Raw genomic sequence first — 13,661 nt, 5'->3', positions numbered from 1 at the left:
GCCGACCTCGGGGTCGACGTGTCGTAGGTCTCTCTCGGCGACCTTGACCTCAACTTCACTTGAGGTCTTAGTGTGGCGGTCACGACCGATCGAAAGGAAGCTCGACGATGACCGACTACACACTGCCCGACCTGCCCTACGACTACGACGCCCTGGCGCCCCACATCTCGGGCACGATCATGGAGCTGCATCACTCCAAGCACCACGCCACCTACGTCAAGGGGCTCAACACGACACTGGCCGAACTGGACGAGGCTCGAGACACCGGCGACTTCAGCGCGGTCGCGGGGCTGGAGAAGACCCTCGCGTTCAACCTCGGCGGACACATCAACCATTCGATCTTCTGGACGAACCTGTCGCCCGACGGCGGCGACAAGCCGACCGGCGAGCTGGCCGCCGCGATCGACGACGACTTCGGATCCTTCGACAAGTTCCGCGCGCACTTCGAGCAGACCGCGCTGACCATCCAGGGATCGGGCTGGGCGATCCTCGCCTGGGACGCGTTCGGTCGGCGACTGGTCATGATCCAGCTCTACGACCAGCAGAGCAACATCCCGGCCACCCTGGTCCCGATCCTCATGCTCGACATGTGGGAGCACGCGTTCTACCTCGACTACCGCAACGTCAAGGGCGACTACGTCACGGCGTTCTGGAACGTCGTGAACTGGGCCGACGCGCAGGAGCGCTTCGCCGCGGTCGCGGGCTGACCGGTGGGAGCCGATTCGAGGTACGACGCCTTCTCGCGATACGGCAGCGGCGTCACGTTCGTCTCCGTTCGGGACGATGACGAGGACGGGTTCTTCGTCGCGGCGTCGGTACTGACCGCCTCGGTGAGCCCGTTCACGCTCGCCGTGTCGGTCGGCGAGCGACGCGACGCGCTCACCCCGATGACGGACGGCGCCACGTGGAGTCTGTCGATCCTGGGCGTGCAGCACGTCGAACTGGTCTCGCGGCTCACCGGCCGGACGTCTCCCGGTGAACGCCGTGAGGCGGTGATCGCGGCGGGCGCGCGACGATCGACCGAGGGACCGCTCTGGCTGCCGGACGCCCTGGCGAGCTTCTGGTGTCGGACGGTGTCGGCGACACCGGTCAACGATCAGGTGCTCGTCGTCGGCGAGGTGCTGCGCGTCGGAGAGATCGGTGACGGTGCACCACTGATGAGGTGGGGTCGCCGATTCGGTTCGGTCTCCGCGCTCCCCGGCGAGCGTGCCGCCTGACCTGCCGGCGGTTCCGCCGGTCAGGACACGAAGCCGGCCCGAACCGACATAACGGACGCGGACGAACGTGGCCCGCCGTCGGATCGCCAGCGGTGGTCTGGGTACAGTCGGTGCGTACCGAGTGACCGCCGACACTCCCGTGTCGGCGCGACGACCCGAGGGGATTTCTGATGACGACGGTGGCATACCGCCGAGGGATGTTCGTATCCGGACTGGCCGCGGCCGCGGTGATCGCGACCGGATGTTCCGACAGCGGCTCCGACGATCATGCGGCGCCGTCGTCGTTGACGACGACGGTGTCGGCGACGTCGGAAGCCGCGCGGACCTCGTCGGAGGCGCCGGCGTCGACGACCCCGACCGCGACGTCGACGGAGTCGGCCGATTCGACCGACGTGACCATCGTCGGACAGCGCGATGTGAAGGTGACGCTCACCGGCCCGATCGCCGTCAAGTACGCGGCGGCGACACCCGCGCAGAAGGAGCAGCTCGGGCTGGTGCTGACCGGCGACCACAACGGCGAGAAGCGCGCCAGCGGAGTCGTGTTCCAGCAGTTCGAGGGCGGTGCGATCGTCGCCGCGAACGACGACGACGGCACGCCCGCGTACATCGTCTGGGGCAAGATCCGTGAGGCCTGGAACATCGAGCGCGACGCGTCCGGCGCGCCGTCGCAGACCGGCAGCAACGGTTCCGCGGGTCCGCTGGGCGTTCCCACCAGTGACGTGCACACCGTCGGCGACCGTGAAGAGGCGACGTTCGAGCACGGCAAGATCACCTACGACACGAAGACCGGCAAGGTCGTCGTCACGGTGAAGGGAAAGACGGTCCCGTCCGGTCTGTAGCGTCGTAGTCCGCGCTGCCACCCACGTCTCGATCGTCCCGCCCGGCGATCCGATCGACGTCGCGGAGCTCTGAGACCGGCGCGGCGTCCTACTCTCGGTCCAACGCGCACGACTGCGCGTCGGGCAGAGTATCCGCCAGGAACTGGGTCTGCGCCATCATGCGATAGCCGGACATCGACTCGCGGAACACCTCGATGGACTCCTCGGGATGCACCGAGTCGATCACCGCGTGGGGTCCGATCGCGTTGAACTGGTGGCTCACCCCACGCGGCACCTGCATGTCGACGAACGCGCAGGGAGGCACCACCACGTTGTAGCGGGTGCGGTGCACCCCGGGCGGGGTGTCAGGAAGGTCGTCGGTGAACGCATCCAACTCGACGTCGGTCACGCCCGGGACGTCGGTCACCCGGATCGGCGAGAGGCTGCTCACCCGCACCCGGGTGTCCGGGCCGGTCATGATGCGGACGAATCGCAGCCCGGTGTGCAGGTGCATCCGCGAGCACAGGTCGCCGTCCGCGACATCGTAGAAGTCCATGATGTACCGGTCGGCGACGTAGCCGTCGAACGGCTTGTCGACCATGTAGACGTCGCCCTCCTCGAACACCTGTGAGCGGGTGACACCGTCCTCGTCGGGTGAGGTGGCGGCCGCGCTCGCCTTGCCTCGCGTCACCACCGCCGCGAACGCCGACACCACCGCCAGCGCGACGGCGGGTTCCAGTCGGAGCACCGGCGTCACCACGTTGTACGCCGCATCGGAGAAGTTCGCGACGTCGATCACCTCGTCGACGGAGTCGGCGTCGGTCTTCATCCGGACGCCGTCGGACGCCCCGCGCTGCGCGCTCATCTACCCACCTCGAATGACTGCAACCACAACTCCAATGTCAACACCAGCCACAGCTTCCCACCCTGGCGGGGAAGCAGCGCACCGTCCTTGCGCAACCAGGCGCGGACGGTCTCCGGGTTCAGCAGTCCCCGGTCGAGTGCCGCGCGCGAGCCCAGGACGTCATGGGTCAGATCGCGGAGCGGTCCGTCGAGCCACTGTTGGACCGGCACCCGCATACCGCTCTTCGGGCGATCGACGATCGTCGCGGGCAACGCGTCGCGCACCGCCTGCTTGAGGATCCACTTCTCACTCGTCCCGTACAACTTCTGTGCGGGCGGCACCCGGAACGCGTAGTCGATCATGTCGCGGTCGAAGAGCGGAGCGCGCCCCTCGACGCCGCTCGCCGCCGTCAACCGTTCCACCTTGGTCAGGATGTGGTGCGCACCCTTCGTACGCAGGTTCGTGTGCAGCAGCTGATTGAGCAGACTCGTCATCGCGCCTTGCTGCAGGTACGGAACCAAGACCTCGGTCGACGGCGCCGTCTGCTCGAGATCGGCGAGCGCGTCGACCGTCAGGAGCACCGGAAGGTCGTCGAGACACTTGCGGTAGCTCTGCAGGTACGCCTGCGCTCGTGCCCGCGTCCCGGGCTCATGGCGGAACAACTCGAAGATCAGCATCGGCAGATTCTTGGGACCGCCGAACACCGGATCGCCGCCCTCCCCGTTCAGAATCACCGAATGCCCCTGCGCGGCAGCGGCTTCGGCGAGCATCAAGTTGGGGACGGTCAACGGGTCGCCCACCGGGCAGTCGAGCAGTGCGACGGTCTCGGCCATGCGGTCGGCCAGCGCCTGTCCCGGCACCGTCAGTACGTGATGGCCGACGCCGCAGTGCGCGGCGACCATTCCGGCGTATCCGAGTTCGTTGGGGGTGTCGGTGTCGAACGAGATCGAGTACGCGGTGACCGGATTCTCGTGCAGGGTCGCCGCGAGCGCGGTGACCAGACTCGAGTCGACCCCTCCGGACAGCAGTACTCCGACCGGCTCGCCGTCGGGCAGGCGGCGTGCGACGGCCCGCTCCAGCAGTCGGCGGAGTTCCCGTGCGTGCTGGTGCGCATCGCGCGGATCGTCGACCTCGGCCGGCTCCCAGAACACCTCCTCGATGCTCGTTCCGTCCGCTCGCAGCCGCAGGACTCGTCCGGGAAGTGCTTCGGTGACGCCGCGGAAGAACGTCTCGGCTCCCGGCAGATACGCGAACGTGAGGAACGAGCGGACCGCGCGCACGTTGAGCCCGTCGTCGCAGCCGGGTTGTCGGGCGAGGTCCCGGATCGACGTCGACGCCGCCCACCCGCTCACCGTGCGCGCATAGAACAGGGTCCGGGATCCGACGTGGTCGCGGACCAGCACGAGATCGTCGCCGTCGACGATCGCCAGCGCGAACATGCCCTCGACATCGGCGATACCCGCCGACCCGCGTTCGACGTACGCCTGCAGCAGGAGCTCGACGTCGGTGACGTCGTCCGGGAGATCGCACGACAGCGCGCGCCGAACGGCGGTCCGATCGAACACGGTCGCCTCGCCGACTGCGACGAGTCCGCCTGCGCGGTACGGCCCGTCGGCCGCCCCCGGTCCGGAGATGAGAGACGGGACTCCGCCCGTCACGGTGAATCGCGCCATCAGCCGAAGTCGCCGCCGTCGTTCCCGCCGTCGCCGTCGCCCCAGTCGGAGTAGGTGTCGCCGCTCGAGCCGTCGCCGCCGGAGCTCGACGGATCGCCCTGTGCGCGCAGCGCCTCCTCCTCGCCGATAGCCAGGCTGTCCGGCGGATAGACGAGTCCCGCGACGAGCACGGTACCCGCCACACCGGCGACCAGCGCACCGAATCGTCCGCCGAAGCGGGAGCGGTTCACCGTCATGATCCCGTCGCTCCAGACGGTGCGGCCGAATCCGTTCTCGCGGCCGTAGATCACCATTCCGTCGCCGAACTCCCGCTTCACGATCTTCGGTCCGAGCGGCTCGTCGACCCCGGTGCGCCCGCGGTCGTCATGCCAGGACGCGCGCCCCTCCGCCGCCTTCGTCCGCCACTCCTGGCGGCCGTCGGAATACCGTCGGTACACGGTGCCGTCGGCCAGCAGCTCATCGGTGTAGGTCACTTCGCGGGGAGGCTGTCGCATCATGTCTCCTAATGGTCGGGCCAGGTGAGGAAGCCCGCGGCTCGTGCCGCGCGCAGGTCGACGGCGGGCTCGCGGCGGCGGGTCACATCGCGCACGAGGCGGTGCACGCTGCGCAACAGCATGGCGGGCGGCACCGATTCGACGTCGACGGCAGAGCGGCGCCCCAGTCCCGTTCGGGCCAGGTGCAGCGGCGCGGTCTGCGACCGGCGCAGCCCGATCGGTACGACGGTCGCCGAATCGGGGACCTCGATCATGGCCGCGATCGACGCGGGGAGAGTCAGTCCGGAGGGGGAGTCGTCGTGCAGGACGTAGATGCGCGCACCGTCGTCGGTCAGCGATGTCGTGTGGAGCATTCGGGCCAGACCCGAGTGCAGCGGGAGGTCGTCGACGCAGATCACCGGGCACGCGGATTCCATCGGAAGTCCGTTGGCGCGCAGCATGTCGGCGACTGCGGGGGACTGGCAGATCAGCAGTCGGGGGAGCGCGTAGTCGAAGAGGTCGGGCTCGGCGGTCGCGGCCCCGGTATCGGAGGAGACGGGCTCGGGGTCGCCGAGGAGCCCGTCCACGCCCGGACAGCGTCGGATCCAGGTGCGGACGAGAGAGAACGGAAGGACCGGCGGCACGGTGAATCCGATCCACCGCGGGATCAGGTGACCGGGCACCATCAGGCGGCAGATCTCGTAGTACAACTGGCGTTCGGTGAACCACAGGTTCGTCGGCGCACCCGCTCGCGCCGCCGCCGACAGCACCAGTCGGGAGGTCAGACGGTCGGCCATGTGAGAAATCCTACGGATCGGGCGGCTGCGGTCGCGGGCTCGAAACGGTCGACGGCGCGGTCGACGGCGGCGATCAGTCTGCGCGGCGGCACCGCCGCGACGGGCGACCACCAGCCGATCTCGAGCCAGGCGCGGTCGTCGTCGGACAGGTCCGGCGGCAGCGACGCGGCGACCTCCGGTGCGAGGGTCGGCTCGCGCAGCTGCGGCAGCGCGGTGCCGGATTCACGGACCGTGGTCGGCGAGAGACCGACGTCGACCGCGTGCGATCCGAACCGGCGACGGGCCTCGGCGACCAGGTGCACGCCCGCCGGGCTGGCGTCGTGGACCACGAGGACCGGTGTGTCCGGCGGCGCCTGGTCGGGATGCGAGACGAGGGCGAGGGCGCGGGTCTGCGAGATCGCGTTCGACGCCAGACACACGAGCACGCTGCGGTCGGGACAGAGAACGGTGTACCGCGGATGCTCGGGTTGCCGTATCGGCGCCCGCCGCTCGTCGACGACGCCCGGGAGATCGTGCCCGTACACCGACCTCCATCGAGTCGAGAACTGCTCGGCGAACTCCGCGGCCGAGTACTCCATCGTGATCCGGCGGTCGCGCAGCATCGACGGGCGACACAGACCGTTGACGATCAGACTCAGGACGATCAATGTCGCACTGGTCCCGAACAGCCAACCGACCGCCAGGCCCACGTCGAGCCGCAGTGCCGCGACACCGAGTCCGAACGTCAACGGCATGCCGGGGACGATCGTCAAGGCCACGATCACCGCGGGCGTCCCCCAGAACACCGAACGCCAAGCGGAATCGATCCGGCGATCGAGACCCTTCTTGCCGAGCAGATAGTGCAGCTGTTCGTAGGTGAAGCGGTAGTTCTCGTCGGTGCGGAGCCGCGCGGCCAGGCGTAGTGCACGGGTGTCGTGCAGGCGGTAACGCGACGTCCTGGGCTCGAACGCGAACACCCGACCGCATTTGCCGCATGTCCGGTCCGGCCGCTCACGGTAGAGGACGTCGACACCGCAGTGCGGGCAGAGCATCAGTCGTGAATCCTTCGTCGGAGGCGAGGTCGACAACGTGGGGGTGTCGTCCGTTCGAACCATATTACGAGAGATGTTCGATACTCGCAGAAGACGGCATGACACCGGAGGCGGTCCGTTTCGGCGATTCGTCGTATCCGGTGCCGCTCGCCGCGGCGTCGTCGAACGATGCTGCTCGACGGCGCGTTCCGGCGCGTAGTGTGAGAGTTCCCGATCAGCAGGGATGACCAGAGGAGAGCGCCATGAGAACACGTGCCCGCCGGAATCTGGTCCGCGCCGGCTCCGTCGCGGTGGCCGTCGGAACCGCATTGACGCTGGGAGCGGTCGGGCACGCCTCGGCCGACGTTCGGCCCGGCACCTATACGTCCACGACGTGGTCGGGCGGCACGGTGCTGCTCAAGCGTGATGCGCACGTGCAGGGCGGCGACCTGGTGCTCATCGGCCGCTATCGGATCCACCCGACCACGAGCGGCGGCTACGTGGACTTGTTTCCCGGACACCGAGTCGTCCTCAACCGCGACGGGCACGGGGGATACCGCGGTCCGGCGTACTTCGGCGGTGCGAGGATCGGATCGATCACCCTGACACCCAAGCGCTGACGTCCCGGCGGGGCGCGACACTATCCGACGGCCAGCGTCGTGACCTGCTCGTACTTCTTCCTCGCGTCGGAGTCGACATTCGGGGAGTACGACACGATGACGTCCTCGACGGCGAGGACGTCGCCGTGCGTCTGGTAGTAGATCATCGCGCCGCGCGGTGCGTCGAACTGCATCACGGTGGTCTCATCGGTGGCGACCGCCGCCGAGCAATGCGCGTCGGCGCACACGCTCGAGGTCACATCGTGCGGATTCGTCGCGGCCAGACCCGCCTCCGCATAGCTGTCGACGATCTGTGCGGGCGTCGCCGGATCGAGGGTCCCCGGTTCGTCTGCGGGTCGCGCGGTGCTGTGCGACGCCGAGTCCGCCGAGTCGGATTCGGAGGAGCAGGCCGCCGCGCCGACGACCATCAGGCAGACGGCGGCGACGGCCGCCGTGCTTCTCCGGATCTGTGACGGCATGGGCGCTCCTCGTGTCTCGACGTCGGTTCCGCGCTCCAGTCTGCGCCTGACCGCCCGTCGTACGCCACCGCGAACTCGTGATGACACTTCTCGCCCCCGGCGAGTTGATAGGCTCCCACCAGCGGACGTCTGATTCTGTGAATCGGCCGACCGACTACCGGAAAGGACTGCCTGTGCGCGACGGAACTCCGGGGAGGTCGGCGTCGTTCGTCCGCGTGATCGTGGCCTACTGCCTGGCCTTCGTCGCCGCTGGGGCGTGGCTGACGTGGGGTCCCGACTCCGGCCGCCTCCTGCTGGACACCTTCATCGCCGATGTGTGGGCCACTCTGGTGATCTTCGGGTTCAGCCGCGCGTTCTCGAATTCGAGTATGTACGACGCGTATTGGAGCGTGATCCCGCCGGCCCTGCTCATCTACTGGTGGGCGGCGGGCGACGCGGGGATCGCCGCCGCACACTGCTGGTTGCTGGCTATGGTCGTCGGCGTGTGGGCCGTGCGGCTGACGGCGAACTGGGCCGTCGGTTGGCCGGGGCTGCGTCACGAGGACTGGCGCTACTCGATGCTCAGAAGTCGAGGCGGCAGGGCCGAACTCGTCGTCGACCTCGTGGCGATCCACCTCGTTCCGACCGTCCAGGTCTTCGTCGGCATGATTCCAGCGTATGTGGCGGTGACGCACACCGGCGAGACCGTGGTGTGGCTGACCGTCGTCGCGACGGTCGTCGGGTTCGGGTCCGTCGCGATCGAGTATCTCGCCGATCGCCGACTGCACAGGTTCGTCGCGGACCGGGCGCCGGGGGCCGTGCTGGACACGGGTCTGTGGTCGTGGTCGCGACACCCCAACTACTTCGGCGAGTTCGGCTTCTGGGTGTCGATCGCGCTGTTCGGCATCGCAGCGGTACCCGGCGACTGGTGGTGGCTGTTCGTCGGCGCACTGGTCATGCTGGCCATGTTCCTCGGCGCGAGCATACCGATGATGGAGGCCAGGAGCCTCGACCGCCGACCGGGATACCAGGACGTCATCGATCGCGTGCCGATGTTCGTACCGCGTCCGCCGCGCGGTGCGGGGCGTGCCGATCCGGAACGACGGGGTACGGCGAGCGTATGAGCCGACCCCGAATCCTCGTCGCCGGGCTCGGTGACTCGGGTCTGCTCACCGCCATCCACCTGGCGTCGCACTTCGAGGTCGTCGGCATCTCCTCCAAACCGGGACTGGTGTCCGGGCAGGAGCTGGGTCTGCGGGTGAGCCGACCCGACGTGTGGGCGCGTGACCATCGGATTCCGTTCGATCGCTTCCGACGGCTCGACGTGGTCCGGACGGTGCACGGCTTCGTGCGGTCGGTCGACGTCGAGGAACGGATCGTCACCGTCCTCGGAGTCGACGGACGCGAGACAGTCGAACCCTTCGACGCGCTGGTCGTCGCGACCGGAGTCCAGAACGGGTTCTGGCGTCGTCCGGGGATTCAGACCACCGCGGACGTCGACGCCGATCTGTCGGGGGTCAACCGGACGTTGTCGGCCGCGCGATCCGTGGCGATCGTCGGCGGCGGTGCGGCCGCGGTGAGTGCGGCCGCGAACCTGAGCGCGACGTGGCCCGACAAGCGCGTCGACCTGTTCCATCCCGGAACGCGAGCGCTGCCCCGGCATCATCCGCGCGTCTGGCGGACCGTCCGTACGCGACTGGAACGGCAGGATGTGGGCGTGCATCCCGGGCACCGAGCCGTGATTCCCGACGACGCCGTCTGCGACGAGATCACCTCGGCGCCCGTCGAGTGGTCCACCGGGCAGGCCTCCACCCATGCGGATGCGGTCCTCTGGGCCGTCGGTCGGGTGGTCCCGAACACGTCGTGGCTTCCCGCGGACCTGCTCGACGAGAAAGGATTCGTCGTGGTGACGCCGCAGCTGCGCGTGCCCCGGCTGCCGCACGTATACGCGATCGGCGACGTCGCCGCCACCGATGACCTACGGAGTTCGGCGCGCAATCGCGCGGATCGGCTGCTCGCGCACAACATCCGCGCGGACTTCGCAGGCCGTCCCGAACGTTCCAAGAGCTTCGTCGCACGCGAGCGGCGGTGGGGTTCAGTGCTCGGCGTGCAAGCGGACGGCTTGCAGGTGTTCGCTGCCACCGGGCACGCGTTCCGGTTCCCGGCGTGGACGATCGAGACGATCCTGCAACCGTGGATCGTGCGGCGCGGCATCTACGGAGGAATTCGGTCCGCGGACCGAGAATGACTCGCGAACCGAGAACGACGTATCGACCGTCGCCTCGCGATCGACTCGGCGGTCACCTCGGAGCGTCGTCGGGGACCGAGGACCTACCTCTCCAACACGCCTTTGAGTCTGTTGAGATCGTCGGCCACCAGGCGGACGTCGCGCTCGAACTCGTCGTCGCTGAGTTCGATCTGGCGGACCGTGAACAGGACCTCGGCGCCGTCCGGGTGGCTCAGTACGCGAACAGGATTGGTGACCGTGGTACCCGACGGCAGGGTGACGTCGTGGTCGAGAACGCCGAATGCGTTCCGCTCGACGAAGCGGACCGTCACCTCGCCCATCGGCGAGTCGGCGATGAGCGTGTCTCCGTCGACGGTCACCGCAGAACTGGCCAGCCCCGCCGCCCATGTCGGCAGGTTCGCGGGATCGGCCGCGTACCGGTACACCTGGTCCGGTGAACACCGGATCACCGCGCTGACGTGCCGGCTCGCCACAGTGGATTCGTCGCTGGGACTCATACCGGTGACGCTACATGCGGTCGGTCGACAGCAGTGAGAGATTCTCGGTAGCGGCGGACGCCGGACGATCCGTCGCGTCCGCGTTCAACACGCTCCGGCCGCCGACACCGACGGGCCGTCACCACGATCACATCGCCTTCTTCCGGTCTTCGTTCGTGATTCTTGGCGTCGGTGAGACCTTTCCCGTCTGTCCGGAAACGGATATCGGAAACAGCGGTATCACGCTCACGTCGACCGAAGGGATGAATATTCGAGGGGCGGGTACAGATTGTCGATCGAAGATCCGCCGGGAATGGATGCGATGGTGGACTATGGCGGAGTTCCAACTGTGATTCCCGGAGAGGAACTCCACGTGTTCTATCGAGCGGGGCAGATGCCTGTTCCTCCATTGCAGCCCCGCACGCGCGGCACGACGACGTGGTCCACGAGGTTCCGCTCCCTGTTCGCTCGTTGCCTTCGGCGGTGACGATGTCGGCACGAGTGCTGTACTGCCGACGTGTCAGCGGCGTCGACCGGGTCGTCGATGGCGAGTCCGACACCGTCCCGACGCTCGTCGGATTCGGCACGATCGTTCGTTGTGCTCGGTCGCCGTTCGATTCACGATTCGAACGTCTACGTCGAGTCTTCGCCGAAGAACGGTGACCCCGGGCCGGGTCGTACGGGTCCGCCTTCTCCTCCGAGGCGTACGCCGTCGAGCTTGTAGCCGTTGCGCCAGACGTCGTCGTGAGCCTCGGTGAGGAAGAGGACGGAGGTCGCGAGCATCGGGTCTCGAAAGGCGTACACCTGCCAGATCGTCCCCGGGGCGAATCTGTCGAGCCAGGAGTCGTCGATCATGTCGGCGAGCTCCGCGTCGTGTTCCTCGCCGTCGACACCCTGGTAACGCAGAGCGATACTCTGACGTCCGTCGGCATCGCTGTCGTTGAACAGCACCGTCGCGCGCCGCGGATCTAGGTTCAGGGCAGGAAGCTGCCTTCTGATCCGTACCCCGAGACCCGCGATCGTCATGAAGACCACCGCCCCGACACCCGGCACGGCGAACGCCCACTCGGGGATAGTGTCCGGGCCGCGCCAGAAGACGTACGGGATGCCCGCGGCGAGGCAGACGGTCGTCGCGCTCCAGCCGAAAGCGGAGAGCGCCTCCCCGATCCAGACCGTCGGGGGCTTGCCTGCACGCCGACTGCGCCACGGTCCGATCGCAAGCCCGCAGGCCATGACCAGGCCGAGCGCGAGACCGAGCCACACCAACGCGGCCCGACCCCGATCGGTCAGAGACAGCAGCACCAGTGCGCCGGCGACGACGATCACGCCGGCGATGACGAGCGCGACGAGATGTTCGAGCCAGAACGGCGCCGCGTCGTCTTCGTCATGGGCGACGGTGCGCCTACCGGTGGTGATCGTGACTCGTCTGCTCATCGGTCGCTCCTCTCGCGGCGGCGTCGTCTCTTCTTATCGGGCCAACCCGCGAAGTGGACGTCGTGGACGTCGTCGGGGTCGAGCGTGTCGTGTCGGAACCGGATGCGGCCGCCGACGCGGCGATCGAGGCCCTCGCCCTCGCGTTGCAGCCTGCGGTGCAGTGTGGTTCCGTCCGGGAGGTCGGCGCTGATCCGCAGGTCGTACCAGGTGTGGTCGTCTCCTTCGCCAGGGTGCTCGACGGCTCGGTCGACGGTGCCCACTGAGACGTGCCCGTCGGCATAGCGGGCCGATACTCGCCGAGAGGTGGCGATCACCCAGGCGATCATCCCGCACGCGAACACGCCGATCGCGATGCCCCAGATCCACCAGTACAGGTCCGGTCGGCCGATGTCGGTGACAGTGGACCAGACGGCCACCGCGATCGACGCGACCGGGGCGAGGACCATCAGCGCGGCGCCGACGACGATCGTCGTCATGGCGACGTTCTCGACTCTCACCCATCGCCGGACTCGTGTGCGGGCCGCCGGCGTGGACCGCGGAGACATCCAGCCCCGGACGTCCTCGTCGGAGACGAACAGGGCGCGCAACTCGACGGGAGTCTTCCGTCCGATCACGGAGCGCTCCTTCGTGCTCTCCGATGGAGCCTGCGGCGGATCCTCGCGATGGTCTTCGGCGTGGGCACGAGGGTGAAGATCGCGTAGTCGTCCTCCGCGTGCGGTTCGGTGATGAGCACCCATTGATGCTCTGTGGTCTCTCCCGCCGTTTGAGATCCGGGGAAGTACAGCATGAAATACCCGCCTGCCGCCCGTGCGCCGAAGAGCGTGTCCGACGAGATCGGATCGGATCCCTGCGGTGGCATACCCGCTTCATGCAGCCACTGGTCGAACGCCTGGAAGATCCGAGCGGCCTGCGTGTCGTCCAAGCGGTGGTCCAGGGCGATGTACGTCGCCCAGCGGCCCTCGCCGTCGTCGAAGTCGACCGAGGCGCGGTGGATCGAATGCGCGACACCGTGCCGGTAGATCCGCCGGCTCTCCGCACGCAGGTCCCGCAGGATGCTCAGCCGCACGACGAGCACCCCTACGGCGACGAGCAGCCAGACGCCGACGCCGATCCAGGCGAGCCACGGCGCCCAGGTCGGCCAGGAGTCGCGGTGCTCACCGTTGACGGTGATGTTCCACCCGGCTCCGGTCGGGTCCGTGATCGTATGGTGGACGAGGAATCCGAGCGCGGCGACGGGGAGCAGCAACCAGAACACCGGTGCGTAGACGTACTCGGTCCGGCGCAGAGTCCCGTGATCGGCCCATGCGGCGACCTCGTCGACCGACTCCGGTCGGGGGATGTCACGGGGCCGATGGAGACGAGGTCGGCGCGCTGCCGCGACGCTCGCCCAGATCGCGGACTGACCGGCCGCGGGCGCATCAACCGAGTCGTTCTGGTCCATGCTGCCGTCCTTCCGGTCGGTCCCGGATCGCGACAATGCTTGTCGATCGTCTGTCGTTCCGGTCGGCGCCCACGCGCGGCGAGGCGAATGTCCCTTCTTTCGTTTATATATCGTCCCATGATCGATGTACGGGCGGTCTCAGGATCGTGCAGTCGTCCGGTGGTGGTCTCGTC

At 68.1% G+C, this 13,661-nt stretch carries 16 protein-coding genes; 6 read left to right on the top strand and 10 right to left on the bottom strand.

The window, feature by feature from the left end:
* Positions 1-107: 107 nt before the first annotated feature.
* The 3 genes from BKA16_RS14600 (at position 108) to BKA16_RS14590 (ending at position 2,056) form a co-directional block, all read left to right on the top strand.
* Positions 108-707, top strand: coding sequence for a superoxide dismutase (locus BKA16_RS14600; protein WP_183371369.1), 600 nt, complete (start codon positions 108-110; stop codon positions 705-707).
* Positions 708-710: 3 nt separating this feature from the next.
* Positions 711-1,217, top strand: a complete 507-nt coding sequence (locus tag BKA16_RS14595) for a flavin reductase (RefSeq protein WP_183371368.1) — start codon at positions 711-713, stop codon at positions 1,215-1,217.
* A gap of 170 nt (positions 1,218-1,387) precedes the next feature.
* Positions 1,388-2,056, top strand: coding sequence for an LGFP repeat-containing protein (locus BKA16_RS14590; protein ID WP_183371367.1), 669 nt, complete (start codon positions 1,388-1,390; stop codon positions 2,054-2,056).
* An 88-nt stretch (positions 2,057-2,144) separates the two neighbouring features.
* Here BKA16_RS14590 and BKA16_RS14585 read toward each other — a convergent pair whose 3' ends face one another.
* Genes BKA16_RS14585 through BKA16_RS14565 form a run of 5 tightly spaced genes read right to left on the bottom strand, consistent with a single transcriptional unit; the run spans position 2,145 to position 6,853 of the window.
* Positions 2,145-2,900, bottom strand: a complete 756-nt coding sequence (locus BKA16_RS14585; RefSeq protein ID WP_221246857.1) for a hypothetical protein — start codon at positions 2,898-2,900, stop codon at positions 2,145-2,147.
* Positions 2,897-4,552: an asparagine synthetase B family protein gene (locus BKA16_RS14580; RefSeq protein WP_183371366.1), complete on the bottom strand. Its 1,656-nt coding sequence runs from the start codon at positions 4,550-4,552 to the stop codon at positions 2,897-2,899. Before BKA16_RS14580 ends, BKA16_RS14585 begins: the two co-directional genes overlap by 4 nt.
* Positions 4,552-5,046, bottom strand: coding sequence for a hypothetical protein (locus BKA16_RS14575; protein WP_221246856.1), 495 nt, complete (start codon positions 5,044-5,046; stop codon positions 4,552-4,554). The genes BKA16_RS14580 and BKA16_RS14575 overlap by 1 nt, the downstream gene beginning before the upstream one ends.
* Before the next feature lie 8 nt (positions 5,047-5,054).
* Complete coding sequence (locus BKA16_RS14570) at positions 5,055-5,822, bottom strand: hypothetical protein (RefSeq protein WP_183371364.1); 768 nt, start codon at positions 5,820-5,822, stop codon at positions 5,055-5,057.
* On the bottom strand, positions 5,807-6,853 hold the full coding sequence (locus BKA16_RS14565) for a hypothetical protein (protein ID WP_183371363.1): 1,047 nt from the start codon (positions 6,851-6,853) through the stop codon (positions 5,807-5,809). The genes BKA16_RS14570 and BKA16_RS14565 overlap by 16 nt, the downstream gene beginning before the upstream one ends.
* 242 nt (positions 6,854-7,095) lie before the next feature.
* Between BKA16_RS14565 and BKA16_RS14560 the strand changes: the two genes are divergently transcribed.
* On the top strand, positions 7,096-7,452 hold the full coding sequence (locus BKA16_RS14560; protein ID WP_183371362.1) for a hypothetical protein: 357 nt from the start codon (positions 7,096-7,098) through the stop codon (positions 7,450-7,452).
* A 20-nt stretch (positions 7,453-7,472) separates the two neighbouring features.
* Here the strand turns inward: BKA16_RS14560 and BKA16_RS14555 are convergent, their stop codons facing one another.
* Positions 7,473-7,910: a hypothetical protein gene (locus tag BKA16_RS14555; protein WP_183371361.1), complete on the bottom strand. Its 438-nt coding sequence runs from the start codon at positions 7,908-7,910 to the stop codon at positions 7,473-7,475.
* A 173-nt stretch (positions 7,911-8,083) separates the two neighbouring features.
* On the opposite strand from BKA16_RS14555, the gene BKA16_RS14550 reads away from it, so the two are divergent.
* Positions 8,084-9,013: a DUF1295 domain-containing protein gene (locus tag BKA16_RS14550; RefSeq protein WP_343067431.1), complete on the top strand. Its 930-nt coding sequence runs from the start codon at positions 8,084-8,086 to the stop codon at positions 9,011-9,013.
* Positions 9,010-10,137, top strand: a complete 1,128-nt coding sequence (locus BKA16_RS14545) for an FAD-dependent oxidoreductase (protein WP_183371360.1) — start codon at positions 9,010-9,012, stop codon at positions 10,135-10,137. The genes BKA16_RS14550 and BKA16_RS14545 overlap by 4 nt, the downstream gene beginning before the upstream one ends.
* A gap of 83 nt (positions 10,138-10,220) precedes the next feature.
* Here BKA16_RS14545 and BKA16_RS14540 read toward each other — a convergent pair whose 3' ends face one another.
* The 4 genes from BKA16_RS14540 to BKA16_RS14525 all read right to left on the bottom strand — a co-directional run bounded on the left by BKA16_RS14540 (position 10,221) and on the right by BKA16_RS14525 (position 13,488).
* On the bottom strand, positions 10,221-10,634 hold the full coding sequence (locus BKA16_RS14540; protein WP_183371359.1) for an SRPBCC family protein: 414 nt from the start codon (positions 10,632-10,634) through the stop codon (positions 10,221-10,223).
* 612 nt (positions 10,635-11,246) lie between these two features.
* The gene (locus BKA16_RS14535) at positions 11,247-12,047 is read right to left on the bottom strand and encodes a YihY/virulence factor BrkB family protein (RefSeq protein WP_183371358.1); all 801 of its coding nucleotides are present in this window, start codon (positions 12,045-12,047) and stop codon (positions 11,247-11,249) included.
* A complete protein-coding gene (locus BKA16_RS14530) occupies positions 12,044-12,661 on the bottom strand; it encodes a hypothetical protein (RefSeq protein WP_221246855.1) in 618 nt (205 codons plus the stop codon). The genes BKA16_RS14535 and BKA16_RS14530 overlap by 4 nt, the downstream gene beginning before the upstream one ends.
* Positions 12,658-13,488, bottom strand: coding sequence for a hypothetical protein (locus tag BKA16_RS14525; RefSeq protein ID WP_221246854.1), 831 nt, complete (start codon positions 13,486-13,488; stop codon positions 12,658-12,660). Before BKA16_RS14525 ends, BKA16_RS14530 begins: the two co-directional genes overlap by 4 nt.
* Positions 13,489-13,661 lie beyond the last annotated feature (173 nt).

Origin of the sequence: Gordonia humi (assembly GCF_014197435.1) — a bacterium.
In the GTDB taxonomy this organism is placed as follows: domain Bacteria; phylum Actinomycetota; class Actinomycetes; order Mycobacteriales; family Mycobacteriaceae; genus Gordonia; species Gordonia humi.
The sequence above is the reverse complement of the archived record's forward strand: the minus strand, read 5'-3'. Positions and strand labels throughout refer to the sequence as shown.

Excerpts from the sequence above, each read along its gene's own strand:
- BKA16_RS14600 (WP_183371369.1), top strand. The coding sequence starts at position 108 with ATGACCGACTACACACTGCCCGACCTGCCCTACGACTACGACGCCCTG.
- BKA16_RS14590 (WP_183371367.1), top strand. The coding sequence starts at position 1,388 with ATGACGACGGTGGCATACCGCCGAGGGATGTTCGTATCCGGACTGGCC.
- BKA16_RS14585 (WP_221246857.1), bottom strand. The coding sequence starts at position 2,900 with ATGAGCGCGCAGCGCGGGGCGTCCGACGGCGTCCGGATGAAGACCGAC.
- BKA16_RS14580 (WP_183371366.1), bottom strand. The coding sequence starts at position 4,552 with ATGGCGCGATTCACCGTGACGGGCGGAGTCCCGTCTCTCATCTCCGGA.
- BKA16_RS14575 (WP_221246856.1), bottom strand. The coding sequence starts at position 5,046 with ATGCGACAGCCTCCCCGCGAAGTGACCTACACCGATGAGCTGCTGGCC.
- BKA16_RS14570 (WP_183371364.1), bottom strand. The coding sequence starts at position 5,822 with ATGGCCGACCGTCTGACCTCCCGACTGGTGCTGTCGGCGGCGGCGCGA.
- BKA16_RS14565 (WP_183371363.1), bottom strand. The coding sequence starts at position 6,853 with ATGCTCTGCCCGCACTGCGGTGTCGACGTCCTCTACCGTGAGCGGCCG.
- BKA16_RS14560 (WP_183371362.1), top strand. The coding sequence starts at position 7,096 with ATGAGAACACGTGCCCGCCGGAATCTGGTCCGCGCCGGCTCCGTCGCG.
- BKA16_RS14555 (WP_183371361.1), bottom strand. The coding sequence starts at position 7,910 with ATGCCGTCACAGATCCGGAGAAGCACGGCGGCCGTCGCCGCCGTCTGC.
- BKA16_RS14545 (WP_183371360.1), top strand. The coding sequence starts at position 9,010 with ATGAGCCGACCCCGAATCCTCGTCGCCGGGCTCGGTGACTCGGGTCTG.
- BKA16_RS14540 (WP_183371359.1), bottom strand. The coding sequence starts at position 10,634 with ATGAGTCCCAGCGACGAATCCACTGTGGCGAGCCGGCACGTCAGCGCG.
- BKA16_RS14535 (WP_183371358.1), bottom strand. The coding sequence starts at position 12,047 with ATGAGCAGACGAGTCACGATCACCACCGGTAGGCGCACCGTCGCCCAT.
- BKA16_RS14525 (WP_221246854.1), bottom strand. The coding sequence starts at position 13,488 with ATGGACCAGAACGACTCGGTTGATGCGCCCGCGGCCGGTCAGTCCGCG.